This is a genomic window from Ruminococcus sp. 8Y-12, assembly GCF_058119865.1.
The window spans coordinates 2,193,029-2,215,856 of record NZ_CM176623.1; the positions used below are offsets into that span (position 1 = coordinate 2,193,029).

The 22,828-nt window shown below is 47.4% G+C and carries 19 protein-coding genes; 16 read left to right on the forward strand and 3 right to left on the reverse strand.

From position 1 onward, the window contains the following. Positions 1-11: 11 nt before the first annotated feature. The 5 genes from AC0THY_RS08050 to AC0THY_RS08070 all read left to right on the forward strand — a co-directional run bounded on the left by AC0THY_RS08050 (position 12) and on the right by AC0THY_RS08070 (position 5,346). Complete coding sequence (locus AC0THY_RS08050) at positions 12-1,049, forward strand: DUF6077 domain-containing protein (RefSeq protein ID WP_489993909.1); 1,038 nt, start codon at positions 12-14, stop codon at positions 1,047-1,049. Positions 1,050-1,062: 13 nt separating this feature from the next. Next, a complete protein-coding gene (locus AC0THY_RS08055; RefSeq protein WP_489993910.1) occupies positions 1,063-1,833 on the forward strand; it encodes a hypothetical protein in 771 nt (256 codons plus the stop codon). Between the two features lie 142 nt (positions 1,834-1,975). Then, the gene (locus AC0THY_RS08060) at positions 1,976-3,382 is read left to right on the forward strand and encodes an exopolysaccharide biosynthesis polyprenyl glycosylphosphotransferase (RefSeq protein ID WP_489993911.1); all 1,407 of its coding nucleotides are present in this window, start codon (positions 1,976-1,978) and stop codon (positions 3,380-3,382) included. Continuing rightward, on the forward strand, positions 3,316-4,155 hold the full coding sequence (locus tag AC0THY_RS08065) for a glycosyltransferase family 2 protein (RefSeq protein WP_489993912.1): 840 nt from the start codon (positions 3,316-3,318) through the stop codon (positions 4,153-4,155). Before AC0THY_RS08060 ends, AC0THY_RS08065 begins: the two co-directional genes overlap by 67 nt. Then, complete coding sequence (locus AC0THY_RS08070; RefSeq protein WP_489993913.1) at positions 4,156-5,346, forward strand: glycosyltransferase family 2 protein; 1,191 nt, start codon at positions 4,156-4,158, stop codon at positions 5,344-5,346. It abuts the gene before it with no gap. A gap of 70 nt (positions 5,347-5,416) precedes the next feature. On the opposite strand, the gene AC0THY_RS08075 is transcribed toward AC0THY_RS08070, so the two are convergent. Beyond that, positions 5,417-6,718 (reverse strand): UDP-glucose dehydrogenase family protein, encoded by a 1,302-nt coding sequence (locus tag AC0THY_RS08075; protein WP_489993914.1) that lies wholly within the window; start codon positions 6,716-6,718, stop codon positions 5,417-5,419. A gap of 193 nt (positions 6,719-6,911) precedes the next feature. Between AC0THY_RS08075 and AC0THY_RS08080 the strand changes: the two genes are divergently transcribed. The 11 genes from AC0THY_RS08080 to AC0THY_RS08130 all read left to right on the forward strand — a co-directional run bounded on the left by AC0THY_RS08080 (position 6,912) and on the right by AC0THY_RS08130 (position 20,121). Continuing rightward, on the forward strand, positions 6,912-8,057 hold the full coding sequence (locus tag AC0THY_RS08080) for a glycosyltransferase family 2 protein (RefSeq protein ID WP_489993915.1): 1,146 nt from the start codon (positions 6,912-6,914) through the stop codon (positions 8,055-8,057). Then, a complete protein-coding gene (locus tag AC0THY_RS08085; RefSeq protein WP_489993916.1) occupies positions 8,050-9,177 on the forward strand; it encodes a glycosyltransferase in 1,128 nt (375 codons plus the stop codon). Before AC0THY_RS08080 ends, AC0THY_RS08085 begins: the two co-directional genes overlap by 8 nt. Further along, entirely contained in the window at positions 9,174-10,181 is a 1,008-nt protein-coding gene (locus AC0THY_RS08090; RefSeq protein WP_489993917.1) for a glycosyltransferase family 2 protein, read from the forward strand. The genes AC0THY_RS08085 and AC0THY_RS08090 overlap by 4 nt, the downstream gene beginning before the upstream one ends. Continuing rightward, a complete protein-coding gene (locus AC0THY_RS08095) occupies positions 10,178-10,966 on the forward strand; it encodes an ABC transporter permease (protein ID WP_489993918.1) in 789 nt (262 codons plus the stop codon). The genes AC0THY_RS08090 and AC0THY_RS08095 overlap by 4 nt, the downstream gene beginning before the upstream one ends. Before the next feature lie 13 nt (positions 10,967-10,979). Continuing rightward, the gene (locus AC0THY_RS08100) at positions 10,980-11,741 is read left to right on the forward strand and encodes an ABC transporter ATP-binding protein (protein WP_489993919.1); all 762 of its coding nucleotides are present in this window, start codon (positions 10,980-10,982) and stop codon (positions 11,739-11,741) included. 24 nt (positions 11,742-11,765) lie between these two features. After that, complete coding sequence (locus AC0THY_RS08105; RefSeq protein ID WP_489993920.1) at positions 11,766-13,577, forward strand: glycosyltransferase family protein; 1,812 nt, start codon at positions 11,766-11,768, stop codon at positions 13,575-13,577. 75 nt (positions 13,578-13,652) lie between these two features. Further along, positions 13,653-14,825, forward strand: coding sequence for a polysaccharide pyruvyl transferase family protein (locus AC0THY_RS08110; protein ID WP_489993921.1), 1,173 nt, complete (start codon positions 13,653-13,655; stop codon positions 14,823-14,825). Positions 14,826-14,853: 28 nt separating this feature from the next. Further along, the gene (glf, locus tag AC0THY_RS08115; protein WP_489993922.1) at positions 14,854-15,954 is read left to right on the forward strand and encodes a UDP-galactopyranose mutase; all 1,101 of its coding nucleotides are present in this window, start codon (positions 14,854-14,856) and stop codon (positions 15,952-15,954) included. A 61-nt stretch (positions 15,955-16,015) separates the two neighbouring features. Then, positions 16,016-17,197 (forward strand): Coenzyme F420 hydrogenase/dehydrogenase, beta subunit C-terminal domain, encoded by a 1,182-nt coding sequence (locus AC0THY_RS08120; protein ID WP_489993923.1) that lies wholly within the window; start codon positions 16,016-16,018, stop codon positions 17,195-17,197. Between the two features lie 10 nt (positions 17,198-17,207). After that, the gene (locus tag AC0THY_RS08125) at positions 17,208-18,398 is read left to right on the forward strand and encodes a polysaccharide pyruvyl transferase family protein (protein WP_489993924.1); all 1,191 of its coding nucleotides are present in this window, start codon (positions 17,208-17,210) and stop codon (positions 18,396-18,398) included. Positions 18,399-18,411: 13 nt separating this feature from the next. Further along, the gene (locus tag AC0THY_RS08130; RefSeq protein WP_489993925.1) at positions 18,412-20,121 is read left to right on the forward strand and encodes an ArnT family glycosyltransferase; all 1,710 of its coding nucleotides are present in this window, start codon (positions 18,412-18,414) and stop codon (positions 20,119-20,121) included. Positions 20,122-20,204: 83 nt separating this feature from the next. Here the strand turns inward: AC0THY_RS08130 and AC0THY_RS08135 are convergent, their stop codons facing one another. Together AC0THY_RS08135 and AC0THY_RS08140 are read right to left on the reverse strand one after the other, a co-directional pair. Further along, positions 20,205-20,795 (reverse strand): sugar O-acetyltransferase, encoded by a 591-nt coding sequence (locus AC0THY_RS08135; protein WP_489993926.1) that lies wholly within the window; start codon positions 20,793-20,795, stop codon positions 20,205-20,207. 119 nt (positions 20,796-20,914) lie between these two features. After that, positions 20,915-22,771 carry a hypothetical protein gene (locus tag AC0THY_RS08140; protein ID WP_489993927.1) on the reverse strand — a complete coding sequence of 619 codons (1,857 nt, stop codon included), beginning with the start codon at positions 22,769-22,771 and terminating at the stop codon, positions 20,915-20,917. Between the last annotated feature and the right edge of the window lie 57 nt (positions 22,772-22,828).

Consider the following 22,828-nt stretch of genomic DNA (forward strand, 5'->3'; position numbering starts at 1 on the left):
CGAGGTACGTTGTGTATTTTTTAAAAGCAGTTTTAATTCTTCTTTGGTTTGCAGTAGTCCCCTACTTTGTGGGGCTGCTGTTTACCGGAAGGATGAAAAAGAATAGAGATAGTTTCCTGCTGGCCCTGCTTTGCGGCTATGGAGGTATGTTTGCATTGTTTGAAATCATGGCTCTGCCCATGATTTTTGCGCGTTTCCCCTTTCATATTTTAAAGTATGCCTATGGGATGGTTATGCTGGCAGTTGCAATATTCTCCCTGGCAGTAAACAGAAAGCGTTTGAGACAGACTACGATTGACAGGCTTCGCAGGGCAAAGCATCTGCCCTGGCCATGTATTTTAGCCCTGGTGCTGATTGGCATACAGGTGGGGATATATGTGGTGGGGATGGCCACGGATTTGGATGACGCCTTCTATGTGGCCACAGCCGGAACCACGATTGAGACGGATACCATGTTCCGATACAATGCCTATACGGGCAATCTGCTAAAGGAAATGCCCTCCAGGTACGTATTGTCCCCATTTCCGATTATGCTGGCCTTTTATGGGGAAGCGGTGCAGATGCACCCCACCATCGTTGCACACACCATTATGCCGGTATTTTTTGTGGCGCTGGCCTATGCGGTCTATGCACTGCTGGGGCAGAAGCTGTTTCGGGGGGATACCAGGTCTACAGGGATGTTCCTGTGCTTTTTGTCCCTGATCCATGTGTTCTCTTACTATTCGGTTTACACACAGGGAACCTTTATGCTGATTCGCATCTGGCAGGGAAAGGCTGTGCTGGCGGCCCTTCTCCTTCCGCTTTTGTTTTATTTGAACCTCCAGGTGCTGACAGAGGAAGCCTCATTAGCCGAGTGGCTGGCTCTCTTAACTGTGATGACAGCTTGCTGCCTGGTCTCTTCAATGGGAATCATGCTGGCACCCATCATGCTGGGCATTATGACCATTGTGCTGGCATTTTCCAAAAAACAGTGGAAAAAGACAGGAATTGCGGCTCTGTGTTGTCTGCCGAATCTGGTCTGCGCCAGTATTTATATTTTTATACGCTGAGGGGAGGGGAACTATGCTGAAAGTAATGGAGTCCGCTGTGGAAAAATATCAATGGTATATAGGAGAGAGCTGGCAGTATCTGCTCTTTTTGCTTGCGCTCCTCTATCTGATTTATTCCAGCCGGGAGAGGGAGTCCAGGCGGCTTTTTGTGGGATACACAGGAGTGTTTTTCATCATTTACCTGTTTCCGGTCACGGCTAAAATTATCATGGATTTCTGCATTGGGGAACTGGTGTACTGGAGGATGCTCTGGCTGCTTCCGATCCCGGTGATACTCGCTTATGTGTGCACCAGGATCTGGGGGAGAATGAAGAGCAGAACGGCTAAGGGTGCCAGCCTGGCTGTAATGGCGCTGCTGTTGATTTTGTCCGGAAAATGTGTTTACGGAGGAGATACCCCTTACCAAAAGGCCGGGAATCTGTTTAAAATCCCTCCTGAGGTGTGCTGGACCTGTGACCTTATCCGGCAAAATGCCCCCCAGGACGGAGAACTGAAGGTGGTGGCGCCGGCGGAGCTGGTGTGCTATATTCGGCAGTACGATGCAGGGATTGAGCTGGCATACGGCAGGACGGAGAGCAGCAGTAAAAAGAGGCGGCAGATCGCAAAACAGATGCTTGCCAAAGAACCGAATTTCAGGCTCATCGCAAAAAATGCCAGAAAGCTGGAGTGCAACTTTTTAATTTATCCCACAGATGAGGGGCAGGATGCGGAAATACGTTCCCTTGGCTATGAGTATGTGGGGACTGTGAACACCTATAATATATACAGGGACACTGTATCATGAGCAGATGCCGCACCTAAGGATATGAACCGTTTTATTTCCTTTGCCTTTGTTTCCCTGAACAGTTGATATTGTCTTTTTTTACAATCTGTTGTAAGATATACTGGACTAAGAACCACAAAAATGAAAATTTGAGGTAGATGAGATGGAGCGTAGAGAGAAATACAAGAGGATAATCATGTTTTGTGCTTCCGCTTTTATTTTGGCAGCGCAGACAGGCGTGTTTGCTTATATCTGGTTTTCCTATTACGCGGATGCAGGGGTGATCGGCAAAGCGTTCTGGAGAAGGGGAAACTATGTGGTGATCGGACAGTATGCCCTGATGCTCTTCTTCTTTTATAAATTGTACGGGGGATTTAAGGTTGGCTATTTGCGGGTATTTGATGTGCTGTACTCCCAGATTCTGTCTGTGATCTGTGTAAATGGGATCACCTACCTTCAGCTGGCGCTGATCGGACATTGGAAGTTTGGCAGACACGTGGTTCCTATCCTGCGGATGACGCTCTTTAACCTGGTACTCGTGGTTTTTTGGGTAGTGTTTATGCGCTGGATTTACACAAAGATCTATCCGCCCAGGCGAATGCTCATGGTCTACGGGGATTACAGCCCTGCGGACCTGATCCGTAAGATCTCCACAAGGGAAGATAAATATAATATCTGTGAGACGATTCATCTAAGCAAGGGAGTGGAGGCGATCAAGGCTAAGATTGACCAGTATCCGGCGATCGTGCTTGGGGATATTCCGGCACATGACCGGAACGTGTTTCTAAAATACTGTTTTGAGCGGGATATCCGCTGCTACAGTATTCCCAAAATTTCAGATGTGATGATCCAAAGCGCGGAGAATATTCACCTGTTTGACACCACCTTGCTTTTGTTCCGAAACAGAGGCCTCACTGCAGAGCAGCGGATTGCAAAGCGTCTGTTTGACATCGCGGCCTCACTCCTGGGTGTGATCATAGCATCTCCTTTTATGATTATAATTGCTATTTTGATCAAGGCTTATGACAGAGGACCTGTGTTTTACAAGCAGGAGAGGCTTACGGAGAATAACCGCATATTTTACGTGCTGAAGTTCCGAAGTATGCGGGTGGATTCAGAGGTTCAGGGAGCAAGGCTGGCCATGAAAAAGGACAGCAGGGTAACCCCTATAGGGAAGGTGCTGAGAAACATCCACTTTGACGAACTGCCCCAGCTTTTTAATATTTTGAAGGGGGATATGTCGCTTGTGGGACCCAGACCGGAGCGGCCGGAGATTGCAGAGGAATACAAGAGAGAAATACCGGAGTTTGATTACAGACTGAAGGTAAAGGCAGGACTGACCGGGTTTGCCCAGGTCTATGGAAAATACAACACCACTCCATATGATAAGCTTAAGCTGGATCTGACTTATATAGAGAACTACAGCTTTTGGCTGGATTTAAAGCTTTTATTTTTAACCTTTAAGATTCTTTTCCAGAAAGAAAATACAGAAGGAGTAGAACATTGGCAGGTTACGGCAGCGACAAAGGAGAAAGAAAAAAGAGAGAAAAAAGCCAGGAAGGACCGCTGATCTCTGTCATCATCCCAGCCTACAACTGTGCGGACACCATTGAAAAAGCGTTGGATTCCGCGCTTGCACAGAAGGTGCCGCTGGAGGTGATTGTGGTGGACGACGGTTCCGGGGACGGGCTGGATAGAGTAATGGCGGGATATGCGGATCATCCCGCCATTCGCTACCTCAAAAATGAGAAAAATATGGGTGCTGCTGCATCCAGAAACAGAGGGGTCGCAGAGGCAAAAGGTGTCTATACGGCTTTTTTGGACGCGGATGACTGGTGGGAGGAGGGCAAACTGGAAAAGCAGCTTGCCCTGTTGGAAAGGACAGGGACAGTACTCTGTTCCACAGCCAGAGAGCTGGTGACACCTGAGGGGGAACGGACGGGCAGGGTGATTCCGGTGAGAGAAGAGATTACCTACCGTCAACTGCTGGGAGGCAATGTGATCAACTGTTCCTCCGTGCTGCTAAAGACAGAGGTGGCAAGGGAATTTCCCATGTGCCATGAGGACAGCCATGAGGACTATATTACGTGGCTGAGGATCTTGAAAAAATACGGCCGGGCCTGCGCCATAAAGGAACCTTTGCTGAAATACCGACTTACGGACAAGGGAAAGTCCGGAAGTAAAATCCACTCTGCGGGTATGACCTATAAGGTATACCGGTATGTGGGATTTGGGAGAATCCGCTCCCTATGGTATTTCTGCCGATATGCAGTGAACGGAGTGCAAAAATACAGGGCGGCGTTAAAGCCTGGGAAAACATCGGACGGGAGCGTTAGTGAGTAAATGAATATGAAAGAAACAGCAGTATCCGTGATTGTTCCGGTTTACAATACGGAACCATATTTGGAAGAGTGTCTTGGCAGTATTTTGAATCAGAGTTTAACGGAGATAGAGGTCATCTGTGTGGATGACGGTTCCACGGATGGATCAGCAGCCCTTGTGGAGAAGATGGCCAGGGAGGATGGGAGAGTCCGCCTGCTCACACAAGAAAATAAGGGAGGCGGAGCCGCCAGAAATCTGGGGATGTCTCAGGCTTCGGGTAAGTATCTCACTTTTTTGGATTCGGACGATTTTTTTGAGCCTGACATGCTGGAGCAGATGTACTTGAGATGTGAGGAGACAAAAGCAGATCTGTGCGTCTGTAAAGCCCGGTGTTACCATCAGGATCTGGGATTTTACACAGAGGAGCCGGCAGCATTGAGAGAAGAAATGCTCCCACAGGCTGAGGTGTTTTCCTGGGAGGATATGGCGTCCTATATTTTCAACGCATTCCACAACTGGCCCTGGAATAAGATGTTTCTCCGCGGGTTTGTGGAGGAGAGGGGGCTCCGTTTCCAGGAAATCAAACGGACCAACGACCTGCTTTTTACCTGTACGGCGCTGATGGAAGCGCGGCGGATTGCGGTAGTGAAAAAGGCACTGGTAAATTACCGTGTGGGCGTCACCGGAACCTGCCAGACCACAAATGTGGAGACACCGCTGGATTTTTACCACGCCTTCCTGGCTCTCCAGCGCTATCTGAAGAAAAAAGGGGTTTTTGATCAGGTGAGGCAGAGCTTTGTGAATCATGCGCTGGACGGGTGTATAGCCAACCTAAACTCCCAGGAGAACAATGAACAGCAGGAAGGCCTTTACGACAGGCTGAAATCAGAGATCTTCCGGGAACTGTCTGTCAAGGGGCAGGGGGAGGAATACTTCTATCCCCACAACCGGAGAATGTTTGAGACCTACCAGGTTATTGTCCAGGGGGACTATCCGGCGTATCTGCGTGAGAGGATACGCCAGCTTAAGCAGGAGAGGGATGGCTGTCTAATACAGGACCACAGGGAAAAGGAAGATCTTTACTGGTCCAGAGAGTATCAGACAGGTATTCAGGCATTGGAACTCATTGCGAAAGTTCCCAAGTTTCCCAAAAAGGTATACAAGTTAATAAGAAATTTGAAAAATAGAACGACAAAGGCGGAACAGCTATGAGGCTGTTCCGCCTTTGTCGTTCGCTAAATGCCTGTCCAATCCTGGTATTTGCAGCAGCAGACATGTCCGTTTACTCTGTCACTTCCATACGCCCGATGGAGTTGTACACAACCCCTGACTTCTCGAAAGTATGGGGATCGTAGCAGTTACGTCCATCCAGGACAATTGCTTTTTTCATGAGTTCCTTAAAGGTATCAGGTTTTAAGGCTTTCACCTCCGGCCATTCGGTAAAGATAAAGCAGATATGCGCATCCCGGAGTGTTTCCTCAATCGTGTCACAGTACTGCAGCTCGGAGGGGAAGTGTCGCTTATAGTTTTCCACTCCCACCGGGTCCCAGGCCTTAACCGTGGCTCCGTCATCCAAGAACAGCGGTATATTGACAAGGGAAGGCGCCTCCCTCAGATCATCGGTGTTTGGCTTAAAGGTCAGCCCCAGTACAGCCACAGTCAATCCTTCCAGACTTTCATAATATTTCTTAGACTTTTTGAAGAGTTTTGTCTTCTGGGTGTCATTGACCTCAATGGCGGCCTTTACGGTCTTGAGCTCTCTCTCATAGTAGTTGGAGATCCAGTGCAGAGCCTTGGTATCCTTGGGGAAGCAGGAGCCGCCGTAGCCGATTCCGGCGTGCAGGAATTTGTTTCCTATGCGGGGGTCCATACCCATGCCTGTGGCCACATCCTCAATATTGGCCCCCACAAGCTCACATAGGTTGGCAATTTCATTTATATAGGATATTTTGAGTGCAAGGAAATCATTGGAGGCATACTTAATCATCTCAGCGCTCCTGCGGTTGGTCAGGACAAAGGGCTGGTGGAAGTTGGCGTAAACCTCCTTCATGATCATCTTAGCCCGATCCGACTCCGCACCGATGACAATGCGCGCCGCGTGCAGGGTATCGGGAACGGCTGTGCCCTGGGAGAGAAACTCCGGATTGGAGACCACCTCCACCCACACTTTATGCTTGAGATTTTCCTGGATCAGCTTCTCCACTTTATCGTTGGTACCGATGGGAACCGTAGACTTCACCACAACCACGCAGTCATGCTCCACATTCCCGGCGATCTGCTGCGCAACCTGGAAAACGTAGGAGAGGTTTGCAGAGCCGTCTTTTTTTTCCGGGGTACCAACACCGATGAAGATCACGTCCGCGCTTTGATATGCGGATGCGTAGTCTGTGGTAAAGGTAAGCCGTTCCATATTTTTTACCATAAGCTCGTCCAGACCTGGTTCATATATGGGAGAAATCCCCTGATTCATAACATCTACTTTTGACTGGTCAATATCCACACATGTCACAGCATGTCCCGCGTTGGCCAGCGCCACACCGGTGACCAGGCCCACGTAACCAGTTCCCGCTACTACAATATTCATACCTTACACCTCAATCTGTTTTTATATAGAATCTGTAAGATTATAGCACAGTATTCGGGGAATTTCAAGCAGAGGCCAGGGCGATTCTTGACATAGTATTTGGCTTTATGTTAGAATATTTGGAAGACTGTTTAGCGGTAGGTAGAAACCGCGAAACCAGTATGTCTATAAATGGAAGAGTCAGGAGAGGCAAATGGCAAAAAGGATTAAGGTTTCCGTAGTGCTTCCGGTGTACAACGGTGAGCGGTATCTGAGAAAGTGCCTGGATGATATTCTGGGCCAGAGCCTTCGGGAGATCGAGGTTATCTGCGTAGATGACGGCTCCACAGACGGCACCTTGGCGATACTAAAGGAATATGAAAAGGCAGACCCCCGCGTCCGGGCGGTTTATCAGGACAATGCCGGGGCTGCTGTGGCAAGGAACTATGGTATGACCCTGGCTGGGGGAAAGTACCTTTCATTTTTGGATGCAGATGATTTTTTTGAGAGAGATATGCTGCGCCTTGCCTTTGAAAATGCGGAGCGCGAGCAGGCGGATATTGTGATTTTCCGGGGAGACCGCTATGATGACACTCTGGAGAAGTATATACAGATGAATTATTCCATTAAGAGCGCACAATTGCCGGGGAAGAATCCTTTTTCATTTCACGATATCCCAGACCGGATTTTTACCTTTGCAGTGGGTTGGGCCTGGGACAAACTGTATCTGAGAGCATTTGTAGAACAGGAGAGACTGCGGTTCCAGAATCTTCGCACCTCAAATGACTTGCTCTTTGTGTTTTCCTCTTTTGTAAAAGCAAAAAAAATATATGCCATGGAAGAACTTCTGGTCCATCACCGTATCCATGTGAAGGGATCCTTGTCTGTAACCAGACAGAAATCCTGGGGGTGTTTTCTGGAAGCGTCCAATGCTCTGAGGGAAGAATTGCTCCGTATGGGGATTTATGAAGAGACGGAAAAAGGTTTTTTAGACTGGGCACTGCATTTTTGTTTCTGGAATTTGGACACAATAGATGGTGAAGCCTATGAAAAGGTTTATGACCTGATAGTGGGAGAGTGTGACCAAAGATTTGGATTTACGAAGCATGCGCGTGAATGGTACGCCCAGCCAGAACTCTATGACCGGCTGCTGCAGATGAAAGACAATTCCTGTGCAGTGTTGCTGCTCAGGGAAAAGCGAAGACTGGAACAGTCTGTCAGGGAGCTGGAGAAAAAGTTGAGAATGACGGAGGAAGAGTTGAGGGAAGTCAGGGAGTCCACCATTTTCCGGGCAGGGCGTCTTGTTACCGCTGTGCCGAGAGGAGTAAAAAAGATTATCAAAGGAGATAGACATGCCTAAAGTATCGGTGATAGTCCCCACCTACAATGTATCACAGTATCTGGATGAATGTATGACCAGTCTGATCAATCAGACGCTGGAAGATATGGAATTCATCTGCGTGAATGACGGGTCCACGGATCATTCTCTGGAGATTCTGCAGACGTATGCTGCCGCGGATCAGAGAGTAAAAATTATAGACAAACCTAACGGCGGTTATGGAAAGGCGATGAATGTGGGCCTGGACAACTGCACAGGGGAATATATAGGAATATTGGAGCCGGATGATTATGTAAAGCTGGATATGTATGAAAAGCTGTACGATCTGGCGGTAAAAAACAATCTGGACATTATCAAAGCGGATTTTTACCGCTTTGTGCACGATGAAGATGGTAAGCTGGTGAAGAACTACAATTGTCTGACTGGAGATACCTCACTGTACAGCAGAGTAATAGACCCGGCCGAGGAGCCAAATGTGTTCAAAGCCATCATGAATACATGGAGCGGAATCTATAAGAGAAGCTTCCTGGAGGAACATCACATTCGGCACCATGAAACGCCGGGTGCTTCCTTTCAGGACAACGGCTTCTGGTTTAAAACCTTCTGCTATGCAAAGAGGCTGTACTTTGTGGAACGGCCATTTTACATGAACCGCCGGGACAATCCCAACTCCTCTGTACACAATAAAGAGAAGGTCTTCTGCATGAATGATGAGTATGCATACATTATGGACTTTCTCAATGAGCATCCGGAGTTTAAAAAGCGTTATATAGGGGTGTACAGTTTTAAGCGCTATCACAATTATGTGGCTTCTTTTTACCGGGTGGGGGAAGAGTATAAGGACATCTATATGGAGCGGTTCCAGAAAGAATTTATTCAGGCTGACAAGCAGGGAGAATTGTATGAGGAGGTCTTTACCCCGGATGAGTGGAGGCTGATTCAAATTCTGTTAAAGGACTGGAAAGCTTATGTCTACGAGGAGCGAATTTACAGGCTGACGCTGGAAAAGGACGGGGAGATAGACAGGCTGAACATGGAACTGGAAAATATTGAAAATTCCACCTCTTTTAAGGTGGGGCGTGCAGTTATGTACCTTCCCTGCGCCTTGAAGGATCTGATATTAAAGGCGAAAAGAAAATGAAAAAAATACTGACCGTGGTTGTGCCAACCTATAATGTAGAAAAGTATATTGATCAGTGCCTCTCATCCTTTGTGATTCCGGAAATTATGGAGGATTTGGAGGTGCTGGCCGTAAATGACGGGTCAAAGGACGGATCAGTCCGGATCGCGCAGAGGTATGAGGAACAGTACCCGGATACCTTCCGTATCATCCACAAGGAAAACGGGGGACATGGATCTACCATAAACAGGGGGATTCAGGAAGCGTCCGGAGATTATTTTAAGGTAGTGGACGGGGATGACTGGGTTGACAGACAGGCATTTGTGAAGCTGATGGAGACCCTGCGAACCTCCAATTCAGATGTGGTTCTCTCTAATTATTATTGGGTGAAGGATGGGGATGGGACCAAAAAGCCGGAATTTAAGGAGCCCTTTGCAGGGGTGGTCTATGGCAGGGAATACAGGTTTGAGGACATCAGCACAGACACATTTATGAAAATGCACGCCATGACCATACGAACTTCTGTCTTAAAACAGAAGATTCCTGCGATTGATGAGCACTGTTTCTATGTAGATATGGAGTATGTACTTTTTCCGATCCCTTTTATCAATACCGTTACCTGCATTGATGAGTTTGTATATATGTACCGGATTGGACTTCCGGGACAGAGTATGAATATGAAGAGTATGCAGAAAAATGCGGCAAACTATGACAAAGTGCTGGGGCGGCTTCTGGACTATTATCAGGAGCAGAAAAAGCAAGGGATAGAAACCTATCGTTTGGTCTACCTGGAGAACAGTATTGGAAGAATGGTGGCCTCGCGGTTTAAAATTTTTCTCAGCTTCCCGTACAGTTCGGCGATTGCAAAAGAGATGAGGCATTTTGACAGGAATCTGCATGCAAATTTTCCGAATGTGTATCAGGCAGTCCGCAATCGTGCCGTATGGCTGCTGCGAAAAACAGATTATAAAACATATTATCTGGCGCACAAGGCGTTTCGGATAAAGGAAGGGTTAAGACAATGAATATCTGGAAAGAAAGATTACATGTATTTAAGCAGTATCAAGATTTGCTCAAACAGCTTGTACTCAGAGATCTGAAACTAAAATACCGGCGCAGCTTTCTGGGCTATATCTGGAGTATCCTAAATCCGCTGCTTATTATGATTGTCATGACGCTGGTGTTTTCTACAATGTTTGACCGCAAAATAGAAAACTTTCCGGTCTACCTGCTGACGGGCCGGACGATCTTTGAATTTGCCACCAGTTCAACGAATGCGGCTATGAGGTCTATTTTAGGAAATGCACCTCTTATTAAAAAATGCTATGTGCCCAAATATATCTTTACTTTGGCTAAGGTCACAAGCTCCATGATGGATTTTGTATTCTCTCTGGGCGCTCTTGTAATCGTTATGGTATTCACCAAGGCGCCGGTAACTCCTTATATACTGTGTGTACCGCTGGTTATTATTCAGGTCTATATTTTCTGCTGCGGACTTGGCTTTTTCCTGGCGCAGCTCAATGTCTTTTTCCGGGACATGCAGCATATATGGAGGGCATTTACTACAGCATGGATGTATGCGACACCGCTGTTCTATCCGATCGAGTCATTGCCGGATAAAATAGAGTTTGTAATCAAAGCGTTTAACCCCCTCTACTATTATGTAGCGCAGTTTCGGGATATGGTTTATATCGGACAATTTCCGGGGCCGCGTATTTTCTGGGGCGGCTGGATCATTGCGATCGTAACCTTTACAGTTGGCGTTCTGCTCTTTAAAAAGAATCAGGATAAATTTATTCTATATATTTAATAATGGTGAAAAAATGGATGATAGAAAAGAAAACGATTATATAATTGATGTGGATCATGTGACAATCCGCTTTAATAAGGCATCGGAGCAAGTGGATAATCTGAAAGAGTATTTTGTCCGTCTTATAAAGCGTGAATTAATGTTTCAGGAGTTTTTAGCGTTAAAGGATGTATCCCTCAAAGTGAAGAAGGGGGAGGCGTGGGGACTCATCGGAACAAATGGCTCCGGGAAATCCACTTTGCTGAAGGCTATCAGCGGCATTATGAAGCCTTATAAGGGAACGATAACTGTAAAAGGCGGAATCGCCCCTTTGATCGAGCTGGGTGCCGGGTTTGATGTAAACCTCACAGCCAGAGAAAATATCTTTCTGAACGGCGCCGTCCTGGGCCATTCGACAAAGTTTATGGAAGAGCATTTTGAGGAGATTGTGGAGTTTGCTGGCATCAGGGAATTTCTGGATTCTCCTATAAAGAACTATTCCTCGGGCATGAAGGCCAGGCTGGGATTTTCTGTTGCAACTATGGTAAGGCCGGAGATTTTGATTGTGGATGAAGTGCTGGCTGTGGGGGATTTCCTTTTCCGTAAAAAATGTAACAGAAGGATGGAGGAGATGCTGTCTGGAGGAACCACCCTGCTGTTTGTGTCACACAACATTGAACAGGTGCGTGATCTGTGCACAAATGCCCTTTGGCTGGACAAAGGCAATGTGATGATGAGCGGGGATGTGAAGGAAGTCTGTGATGCATATGCGCAGTTGGAGAATGCAGCTCTGTAGAGAAAAGAGAAAACAGGAGAAGATATGGACTTAAAGCGATTGTTAATGCCGTCTGTGCTGCAGGCGGATGAGAAATTGTATTACCGCAGGGATGATAAGACGCAAATTCAGCCGGATGGAAGCATCAGGTTTGGGCTGGATGGGAGAGTGGATTTTGATACGTATTTTAACAGCTTTTCCACCGGAAAATGGGCAAAGTATACACATGTTGAGAGGGTGCAGGCAGCGCTTGTGACAGAGGGGACTTTCAGCATTGAATTGGTGTACCAGTATTTGGAACAAGATAAGATTAAAACAGAGGTAATCAGCAGCACGGAAGTGACCAGCCAGGAACCAGAGACCTTTATCTTTGATTTCGGGAAAAACAGGGAACAGGGGATGTTCTTTTTCCGATGCCAGGCTTTGGCGGAGGACAGCGTACTTCACGGGGGCAAATATCTGTCGGAAAATTTAATGCCAACGAATATGAAGATTAATTTTATGGTGGATATCTGTACCTTCCGAAGAGAGGAGTATGTGTACCGGAATCTGGAGCTTCTGCAGAGGGATATTTTGGAAAATCCGGAATCGCCCCTCTGCCATCATCTCTATGTCCATATCTCGGATAACGCAAAGACGCTGGATTCTTCCGCAGCGGATGGTGATTTTGTGAAGATCACTCCAAATCGGAATGTGGGAGGTGTCGGCGGCTTTACCAGGGGGATTATAGAAGCGCTGAACCGGTCAAAGCAGCAGGACATCAGCCATGTGCTGCTGATGGATGATGATGCCATGATTGAACCGGCCTGCCTGGAAACCAATTACACCTTTCTCACGGTTTTGAAAGAAGAGTACAAGGATTACACCTTTGCGGGAGCCATCATGCAGTTGGACAAGACCTGGAGCCAGTATGAGCGCGGCGCTCAGTGGAACGAGGGTTATATCAATGCGCTGAGGCACAAGGTGGACATGCGTGAGCCTATCAATCTCCTTCTGAACGAGGAGGAGCAGGAGAGAGTGGACTATGCCGGATGGTGGTATGCATGTATCCCCCTCTCCGTGATCGGAAGAGACAATCTGCCCCTGCCCATCTTCATCCACAGGGATGATGTTGAGTACGGGCTGCGCACGGGAAAAGGGTTTATCTATCTGAATGGCGTTTGTGTGTGGCATGAGGCATTTGAGAATAAGGTTTCCGGCCCACTGGAGTACTATGATATACGAAATCTGGCAATTGTCAATTCCATTCATTATCCGGATTACAGCGCTAAGGATTTCAAGCGTATCCTGTTTAAATGGGCCAGCAGCAGCATTGCGCGCTATCGCTATAAATATACGGAAATGAACCTGAGAGGTGCAGAGGATTTCTGCAAAGGGATTGACTGGTTTTTGAACCAAGAGGCAGAATCCCTGCATAAAGAGATCTGCGCCATGAATTATAAAGCGCAGCCTAAAAAAAAATACATTGGATATAAGGGCATCACAGAGAAAGATTTTGACTGGGAGGATCTGATCACACCTGACAAGTCAGATATTATTCCAAAGTGGAAAAAGGTACTTCACATGATGACCTTGAACGGGCATATCTTTCCGGTCAAGAAGAGCAAGGTGATGGTCACCTCCCCTTATAACAATATCTATAAGATGTACCGCTGTTCAGAGGCGATTTTTGTGGATGCAGGCGGAAACTGTGTCTCAAACAAGAGAAGCATCAGACAGATGATTGCTTGTTACAAAAAAGTATTTAAGACAATGAAAGTCATTGATAAGAACTATGAGAAGGCAAAACAATCCTACCGGGACAGATACAGAGAGATGACCAATATGGAATTCTGGAGGAAGTATCTGGAGATGTAGGATGGGAGGAAATGAGCGTTTGCATGTAACTGTGAAGGCACGAAACAGTTGCCGATTTAGAGCTGGGAGGAAGAGATGGACGAAAAAAGAGACGTAGCCATATTTGGCCTGTGGTGGAGCTGTAATTACGGCAGCCTCATGACGTATTATTCTCTGTACCGGGCAATCAAGGACATGGGCTATTCGGTGATTATGATTGACCGGCCGGGGTTTCCGCCGGACCATCCGGTTTACCACACCCATGGAAGAAGGTTTGCGAAGGAGAACTTTGAAGCCATCAGTCCGGTTTTTGGGTTTCAGGAGATGCGCAAGTTAAACGACTATGCGGACTGCTTTGTGATGGGGTCTGATCAGGTATGGAACTTTGGGATCTGCAAGCCGTATCAGGGAGCGTTCTTTTTAAATTTTGTGGCGGATGGTAAGAAGCGCATGTCCTATGCCGCCTCCTTTGGCCATGACGGCTTTTTTGCGCCCGAGAATGAGACGGAGATTGCAAAAGGCCATCTGAAAAAGTTTGATTATATCTCCGTCCGGGAGGAGGATGGGGTGGGTATAGTAAACCACACCTTCGGCCTTTTGGCTACCAGAGTCCTGGACCCTGTATTTATTGCCAATCCAAACATTTACGATGAGCTGATCGATAAATCCTCTGCAAAACAAAGCCCTCTGGAGGAGGGGGAGTTTATCGCATCCTATCTGCTGGATATCACACCGGAGAAGAAAGAGGCGCTGCTTTATATTTCCGAAAAACTGGAAATGCCCATCATAAACCTGATGGACGGATATCTGCAGCATTTTGAAGAGAATAAACAGAAGCTGGGACTTCCCAACGCGGCAGAGAATCTTCAGGTGGAAGATTGGTTATATTATGTAAAGAACTGCAGTTATTTCTTTACGGATTCCTGTCACGGAGCCAGCTTTGCGATTCTATTTCAAAAGCCCTTCACCTGCATACCTAATGAGAAGCGCGGAATGTCCAGATTCCGCTCCCTGGCGGAGGTTTTTGGTCTTCAAAAGAGATTTATCACAGACCCTCTGGAGATTAAGAAGAGACAGTACCTGCTGGAAACCATGGACTACACCAGGGTAAACGCCATACTGGAGATGGAACGGAAGCGCTCCAGGGAGTGGCTGGAGGAAGCCCTGGAGGCTCCGGTCCAGGAAGAAAAAAACAATGAGTATGTGGAAGAAAAGAGGCCTTTGCACGATTTCGCGGCGGGGATATACCATAAACTATTTAAAAAATGAAAGGCGTTGCCTGAAAATGGAGGTTGGCATGAAATACGATTATTTGGTAGTGGGAGCAGGGTTGTTTGGAGCAGTATTTGCTCATGAGGCAAAAAAGGCAGGGAAAACCTGCCTGGTGATTGACAGAAGAAATCACATAGCCGGAAATATCTATACGGAGAACGTGAATGGCATCAACGTACATAAGTACGGCGCCCATATTTTCCACACCAGCAACAAAGAAATCTGGGAGTATGTAAACCAGTTCGCAGAATTCAACAATTATATAAATTCACCGGTAGCGGTTTATAAGGATGAACTCTACAACCTGCCCTTTAACATGAACACCTTCAGTAAGCTATGGGGGATCAGGACGCCCGATGAGGCAAAGGCAAAGATTCAGGAGCAGATCGCCCAGCTGGATATTCAGGAGCCGAAAAACCTGGAGGAACAGGCGCTTTCCCTGGCTGGCAGGGATGTATACGAGAAGCTGGTAAAGGGCTATACGGAAAAGCAGTGGGGAAGGCCCTGCACGGAGCTCCCGGCTTTTATTATCAAAAGACTTCCGCTGCGTTTTATCTATGACAACAACTATTTCAATGACCGGTTCCAGGGAATTCCTATGGGCGGCTATACCCAGATTGTTGAGAAAATGCTGGACGGCATAGAAGTGAGGCTGAATACAGATTACTTTGACGTGGTGAAGGAAAACCCGGATATCGCAGAAAAGACCTTGTTTACAGGCATGATTGACGAGTTTTACCAGTATCAGCTGGGAACCCTCCAGTACCGCACCGTCCGGTTTGAGACAGAGGAGCTGGACTGTGAGAACTACCAGGGAAATGCGGTGGTGAACTATACGGAGCGGGAAGTACCGTACACCAGAATCATTGAGCATAAGCACTTTGAGTTTGGCAAACAGCCGAACACCATCATTTCCAGGGAGTACTCCTCTGAGTGGAGACCGGGAATTGAGCCTTACTATCCCATTAATGATGAAAAGAATAACACACTGTTTACCAAATACCGCCAGCTAGCAGACAGAGAAGATAAGGTGATTTTTGGCGGCAGACTGGGCAACTATAAGTACTATGATATGGATAAGGTAATCGGAGCAGCTCTGTATCTGACAAAGAGAGAACTTGCTTAGGACAGTGGCGGCTGATATAATTACAGGAATGATACAGTAGTCTGGAAGAGGAGAGGGACATATGGCTAAAGAAGGGAAGAATATTTGCATATTGCCGAGAGGTGAGTGCTGCGGCTGTGGGGCATGTCAAAGCTGCTGTCCTGTAAAGGCCATCTCTCTGGCAGAGGAACAGGACGGGTTTTCCTACCCGGTTGTGGATGAGGACTTATGCATTCACTGCCAGAAGTGTGTGAAAGTCTGTCCGGAACTAAATCCCCGCTTTGAAAATGACAGTCAGCCTCAGTGCTATGCCGCGTACGCCCCGGATGAAATCCGGATGGAGAGCTCTTCCGGGGGGATATTTACACTGCTGGCAGAGGACGTGTTCTCCAGAGGCGGCTGTGTCTGCGGCGTGGCTCTGAATGAGGAGTTCCAGGTAGAGCACAGAATTGCGGAAACCAAGGAGGAGCTTGCCAGGTTACGGGGTTCAAAATACGTACAGAGCCGAATGGGAGATATTTACCAGAAAGTGAAAAAACTTCTGCAGGAGGAAAGACTGGTCCTGTTTACAGGAGTCCCCTGCCAGGTTGCGGCGCTCAAGGGATACCTGGGGCGTGAGTATGAGAATCTGTTGACTGCTGACGTGATTTGTCACGGGGTTCCCTCACCGGGGCTGTTTCGGAAATATGTTCGGGAAAAGTATGGTAAGAATAAGCTGGCATCCTTCCAGTTTCGCACAAAGGAGTTTGGCCATAATTGCAACCACTGCATTGCAACCCTGAAAAATGGGAAGCGGATGGTGGGGGATCTGTACAATGACCCCTTTGAGAAGGCGTTCCATCGGTCTTTGATGCTGAGAGAAGTGTGCGGGGATTGTAAATTCGCACCAATGCCAAGACAGGGGGATTTGACACTGGGCGATTTCTGGGGCATTGCAAAATACAATCCGGACTATGCAGATCCCAAGGGTGTCTCCCTTGTGCTGGTAAACAGCGGGAAGGGGAAAGCTGCCTGGGAGAGGATACAGGACAGAATGCCATTCCGGGAACCAGTGCCTTTAGACTTTGCACGAAAGCACAACCGCTTCCGCAGCAAGATACGGGTAGATGAGAACAGGGATGCATTCTTCGTATATACTGGGCAGATGAGCTTTCAGAAGGCTGTGCAAAAAGCGTTCGGAGAAAAATTCTCCCTGAAAACGGAAGCTAAGCGGGCGGCCAAAAAGCTGCTGCCTCAGAGCGTGATAGAGAAACTCAGGAAATGAGGTGGAAGATATGGCACATTATGACGTTGGGATTTTGGGCGTGTGGTTTGGATGCAACTACGGGAGCATTGCCACCTACTATGCCCTGGAGAAGACTATAGAGTCCTTTGGCAAAACCGTATTGATGGTGCACAGGCCAAGGCTGCAGGCAGAGGATGGAAGGATGAAAGGGCGCCATTCCATCCGTTTTGCACAGGAGCATTACCAGATCAGTGAATCCTACCATGTTTCAGAGATCAGCAAGCTCAATGAAATGTGTGATGCTTTTGTACTGGGGTCGGACCAGCTGTGGAACTATGGAATCACCAGAATTTTTGGACACAGCTATTTTCTAGATTTTGCAGATGATAAAAAGAGAAAGATTGCCTATGCCACCTCCTTTGGCTCAGGCAGTTTTTTGGCGCCCAGGGGCTTTGCAAAGGAGGCGGTTCGCTGTATGCGCCGTATGGACGCAGTGTCCGTGCGGGAAGCGGAGGGCGTGGAAATATGCAGGGATACCTTTGGCGTAAAGGCAACTCATGTGTTGGACCCTGTGCTCATGTGCAATCCCCAGGTGCTTGGAGAATTGGCGGACGGAATCGGGAGAAAAGAGAAGGAGGCGTATATTGCCACCTATATTTTAGATCCTACGGATGAGAAGAGGGAGGCGCTATTGCATGTATCCGTGCAGCTTGGGAAAAAGCTGGTGAATATGCTGGACGGATGGCCAGGTAAATTTGCTGCGAACAAAAAGAAGCTGAATCTGGAGAATACGATGGAGAATCTGCAGGTGGAAGAGTGGCTTTCTTATTTTAAGAACAGCGATTTTGTAATTACGGATTCCTTTCACGGAACTTGTATGGCGATTTTGTTTGGAAAACCATTTATCGCCATCGGTAACCCTGGAAGAGGAACCTCCAGATTTGAATCCCTCCTGGGCAGTCTGGGGCTTACCGGGCGCTATGTCCAGGAGGCAGAGCAGATCAAAAGCAGAATAGAGCTCCTGGAGGCAGTGGACTATGCGTCTGTGAACCGGATTCTGGAGGAACAGAGGGCCGTCTCCAGACAGTGGCTTTTGGACGCTTTAGACGGAAAGATACAAAATGAAAAGCCGCGAATAGGGGCAAAGGCCCGAAGCTTGGCTGGCTGCGAGCTTTCCTGTGCGAAGTACGGGATTCGGGAAAAGATAAAGCCAGCAGTCAAAAAGCTGTTGAGACGATGAGAGAGGTAAGATCATGGAGCGTGTGACCAGTAAACGAGAAAAGCGGTATGATATCTGGATTCCAGCCGTACTTTTTGCGGTACTATTTTTGTTTAAGCTGATTTTTGCGGTTAATGCCAGGAGTATGCCGCAAGTGTCCGATGAGTTTTTATATGCCAGGTTCAGCCGAATGCTGCTGGAAAATGGTACCTATGACAGTGTACAGTATCCGCTTCTCTATCCGCTGTATTTAATTCCTGCTCTGTTTTTTGGTGACAATTTTTACGTTGCGATGAAGATCCTGGGAGCGTTCTCCTCATCCTTTGTACTCATCGTCGTTTATGCCATTGCAAGGCTGTATCTGGGACAGAGGGAGAGTACCCTCTGCGCGGGATTTTCTATGGTGATTCCCTTCCACTATGTGACAACTATGACATTGATGAGTGAGAATCTGTATTTTCCCATGTTTTTGCTTGCCGTTTATGTCGTGCTGAGGGATTTTAAGCATAAGATTGCGGGGGATATATTCCTTGGGGTACTTCTGGGGCTGATGTTTATGACCCGTCACATTACTTTTGTGAGTATTCCGGTCTTTCTTTTTGGCTGGCTGCTGAAACAGTTGGATCACAAGGAAAGTCTTAAAAGTATTTTGCTGCGCGGCATTTTAGTGGTGGCCGCACTGCTGGCAGCCTACTCGCCCTGGTTTTTCATGTGCCGGAGCTATGGGCACGGGATCAAGGAGATTGTGGGATTTAAGATCGCATCCAAGACGAATCCGGAGCAGCTGACTTTGAGGCGCCTGGTTATGAGCGCCGGATTCTATGCCGCGTACTTTTCACTGATCTTGGCTCCGGTGCTGGGGCTGATGTTTAAGTCAATCAGGGCCCTTGAGCTAAAGAAGAAAAAATGGTTCTGCGCATACAACCGCCTTTGGGTTATGGTTTGCGGGCTTGCAGCGGCGTTTTTTGTGGCAGTCACAAGACATTCCTGGAGGGCCTACTACAATTATCCGGAGTTCGCAAAGATCAAGGGAAGATACCTTATTTACTTCCCCATCCTGTTTGTAATTCTTGGAGCTGTGGTACTCTTTCAGAAAAAGCCCAGATTTAAGCACGCCTGGATCAATGTGGCAGCGACCTACGTGCTTCCGGCAGCCATGATTGTGGGAGCTTATCTGGTGGATATACAGGGAGTTCTCTATCCTCTGCATCCCACCAAATTTATCGGTTCTATTGAGTCCACAGACGGGCAGAAGATTAAGCTGGTGGGGGCCGCGTTTATGGTGGTTCTTCCTCTGTTTATCTGGATATTCCAGTTTCTGTATGATTTTTCCAGGGAAAAATGGCGGAAGTATCTCTTTCCTGTGTTTGCGGCAGGGCTGCTCCTGACAGAAATTTGGGGAATGCGCCCCTATATGCAGTACCTGGAGGAGGTGGACGCGGACCACAGGGATACCAATTATAAATATGCGGATGAATTTGTGGAAGCAATTCAGGGCATCGGTCAGGAGGGTACCATTTACGTGTATGTGGATAAAATGCCCCAGTATACCTACATCTCCAGATATGCAGATTTCTGGCAGGTGAATAATCTTACACTGACAGACCAGATGGAGGCCATAGGAAGCGGGACTTACTATGTGTTTACTAATAAATTAGATAAATATAAGGACGTGATGACGGAGCAGACCGCAGAGTTTACCTGGGCTGACAAGACGTATTATTTGATCAAAGTACAGGAGTAAAGCTGAAGCATTCATTTTTCCATTTTTTTTAAGCCTCCAAGTTTGAGGTTTAGCTGTTATACCCATTTATCTGAAAATACATTTTATCCGTTTATCTTTCGGATTACACGACAAGGGTTGCCTACTCCTAGTGAGTTTGCCGGTATATTTTTCGTGACAACGCTTCCAGCACCTATAACAGAGCCTTCACCTATTGTTACTCCCGGAAGAACTATAACACCTCCTCCCAGCCAGCAGCCACTTCCGATTTTTATGGGTAATGCATAGGTACGGCAAAAATATTGTTCTGTCTCCATATTCCAATTTGGTGTAAGCCTTTCTGACAACTCAACGGGGTGCGTTGCTGTATAGAGCTGCACATTCGAGGCGATCAATACATTGTCACCAATCGTTATTCTATTACAGTCTACGAATGTACAGTTCATATTTACAGACACGTTGTCTCCTACATAGATATTTCTTCCATAATCACAGATAAAGGGAAGGCCAACCGATACATTTGTGCCAATTTCTCCAAACAACTGTTTTAGAATACTTATTTTTTTCTCTTTCTGATCATATGCAAGGGTATTATATTCTTGCAGCAACTTTCGTGCATGATTTTTAATATCCAAAAAAATTTTGTCATGGCAGTTATAATTTTCTCCGGCCATACATTTTTCTAATTCAGTCATAGTATCACCTCCATGTTTCTTGACAGAAAAAAACTTATTAACAGTGTACTGTACCCTTGACAACCAGCAGATAACGCCATATTCAGCACAGATATACGAAAGTCTTGATTACATATTTTTTATTCATCTCCAAGGAAAGTCACCCCAACGCCCTCAAAGGCCTGCACCAGTTCCGGCCCCTTTACATAGAGATACTCGTTCTCATCCAGGTTTGCGCACAGGAAACCCGCGCTTTTTAAGGTTTTATTTTTACGGCTTTTGGCCAGGACGATGCCCGGGGCCGTCAGATCTTCAGGGAGTGTTGGCTGAATCTCTATGGATGGAAGCAGGAACTGGTACGTGTATGGGCGGTTTCCCATATCCGCCATGTATACGGTGTGTGGGCCATCCGGGTTTTCTGTGTAGTAGGCATTTAGAATCCGGGTTCCTCCGTCTGTGCGGGAGTCACTCTGTGCGCTGGTGGTTCCGTCCACCATTATACCATTGTAAAAATACTGGTATGGCATCAAAAGGCAGAGAAGCAGCAGGGGCAGGAGGAGTTTTTGGCGCAGGTATGCGGCGTACATCAGGAAAAAGGAGAGGGAGCAGATCAGGACTCCGGCCAGGTAAACTCTTGTGCGGACTTGATCACTTAAGGCAAGTCCAAAGGGAAGATAGACTGAGGCTGCTACCGGGGCATTTCCGATGTGGGGCAGGATAAAGCAGACAAATACAGTCTGAAGTACCAGAAAAAGAACCAGGATCTTTCCCCAGTGGGCCTTAATCAGTTCCCGGCAGTGGTACAAGAGAGCAAGACCGGACAGAATAAAGGGACCAAGGCAGATCACATAGTAACGGATGTAGGTAAATGCTTTATAGCCATATGGATTTTCATTGTAAGGAGAACTGCCAAGCGCAGGTATGGTCTGGTTAAGCCAGGTAAAACTCTGCGCAAAGATCATGGCTCCGATGAACAGCAGGGAAAAGACACCTGTCACCAGAATATAGGGGCGCACCTCATGCTCGTTTTCGGAACAGGAGAGGTAAGACACACTTTTTCCAAGTGATAGTCTGCCGCAGCGCCAATAATAGGCAATGGCAGCCGGCAGGAGGATGGCGGTGATTCCCCCGGTAAAGATCAGACTTATGTGTATCTGACTGAGCGCTGTCGACATCCACGCCTGCCAGGCAATGGGGGATTTCAGAGTGTCCAGGGAAAGATTCAGGGATATGGAGGCATTTTTTAAAAATTCCCCCTCTGTCCACAGCCACACGCTTGTCTTTGCCCAATAGATGAATTTTCCTGCCGCAAAATAGCCCAGTCCGCCAGCCATAATAGCGGGAATCAGGGAGAGTATCATCCGTTTAAAAAAGATGCGGTATCCGATTACCACCAGAACCAGAGCAATCCACAATGCCTTTGAGCGGGTGTGGAGAGTGAGACAGTATGATAGCGACAGCATCAAAAGTACACTGTCCAAAATGCGCTGACGCCGGTTGTCCGTGTTGGCGATCAGACGGCAGAGCAGCAGTATGCAGACCCACACAATCAATACCAGCATGTGTTCATTATAGACCATCATGGAGCGGATGATCTGCATGTAGGATAGGGCAACTCCAGCAAGGACACAAAAAATGCGGTTTTCCACCTTCATGTACTTGTATAGGAGGTGATAAGCGATCAGGCCAACCAAGCTTTGAAGCAGGGCAGAGACTGCGAGCATCACCTGGTAGATGACCACTGGATCGGAAATTAGCTTCCAGAGCGGGGCAAATAGAATCGAATATCCCCCACCGTAATAGCGCCCGCCAAAACTGGCTGCAGTACTCCAGTCAAGACCGACCGCATAGGCACCCGTGGCTATGGTGGACATCTCATCCAGAGGAGTGCGAAGGGGGGCTGCGCAGAAGAACATCATGAGCAGTCTGGGCAGGAAGGTGGCGAGAAGGATTATAGAAAAGTCTGTCAGCAGACGTTTCTTAGGGGTGGTGGACATTGTAACGGTCTCCTTTTTTCTATTATGATGGTATTTATTATATCTGGTGAGCATGGG

Bases quoted from the DNA above. Each gene is read 5' to 3' on its own strand.
- AC0THY_RS08055 (WP_489993910.1), top strand. From the start codon at position 1,063: ATGCTGAAAGTAATGGAGTCCGCTGTGGAAAAATATCAATGGTATATA.
- AC0THY_RS08060 (WP_489993911.1), top strand. From the start codon at position 1,976: ATGGAGCGTAGAGAGAAATACAAGAGGATAATCATGTTTTGTGCTTCC.
- AC0THY_RS08070 (WP_489993913.1), top strand. From the start codon at position 4,156: ATGAATATGAAAGAAACAGCAGTATCCGTGATTGTTCCGGTTTACAAT.
- AC0THY_RS08075 (WP_489993914.1), bottom strand. From the start codon at position 6,718: ATGAATATTGTAGTAGCGGGAACTGGTTACGTGGGCCTGGTCACCGGT.
- AC0THY_RS08080 (WP_489993915.1), top strand. From the start codon at position 6,912: ATGGCAAAAAGGATTAAGGTTTCCGTAGTGCTTCCGGTGTACAACGGT.
- AC0THY_RS08085 (WP_489993916.1), top strand. From the start codon at position 8,050: ATGCCTAAAGTATCGGTGATAGTCCCCACCTACAATGTATCACAGTAT.
- AC0THY_RS08090 (WP_489993917.1), top strand. From the start codon at position 9,174: ATGAAAAAAATACTGACCGTGGTTGTGCCAACCTATAATGTAGAAAAG.
- AC0THY_RS08095 (WP_489993918.1), top strand. From the start codon at position 10,178: ATGAATATCTGGAAAGAAAGATTACATGTATTTAAGCAGTATCAAGAT.
- AC0THY_RS08100 (WP_489993919.1), top strand. From the start codon at position 10,980: ATGGATGATAGAAAAGAAAACGATTATATAATTGATGTGGATCATGTG.
- AC0THY_RS08105 (WP_489993920.1), top strand. From the start codon at position 11,766: ATGGACTTAAAGCGATTGTTAATGCCGTCTGTGCTGCAGGCGGATGAG.
- AC0THY_RS08110 (WP_489993921.1), top strand. From the start codon at position 13,653: ATGGACGAAAAAAGAGACGTAGCCATATTTGGCCTGTGGTGGAGCTGT.
- glf (WP_489993922.1), top strand. From the start codon at position 14,854: ATGAAATACGATTATTTGGTAGTGGGAGCAGGGTTGTTTGGAGCAGTA.
- AC0THY_RS08120 (WP_489993923.1), top strand. From the start codon at position 16,016: ATGGCTAAAGAAGGGAAGAATATTTGCATATTGCCGAGAGGTGAGTGC.
- AC0THY_RS08125 (WP_489993924.1), top strand. From the start codon at position 17,208: ATGGCACATTATGACGTTGGGATTTTGGGCGTGTGGTTTGGATGCAAC.
- AC0THY_RS08130 (WP_489993925.1), top strand. From the start codon at position 18,412: ATGGAGCGTGTGACCAGTAAACGAGAAAAGCGGTATGATATCTGGATT.
- AC0THY_RS08135 (WP_489993926.1), bottom strand. From the start codon at position 20,795: ATGACTGAATTAGAAAAATGTATGGCCGGAGAAAATTATAACTGCCAT.
- AC0THY_RS08140 (WP_489993927.1), bottom strand. From the start codon at position 22,771: ATGTCCACCACCCCTAAGAAACGTCTGCTGACAGACTTTTCTATAATC.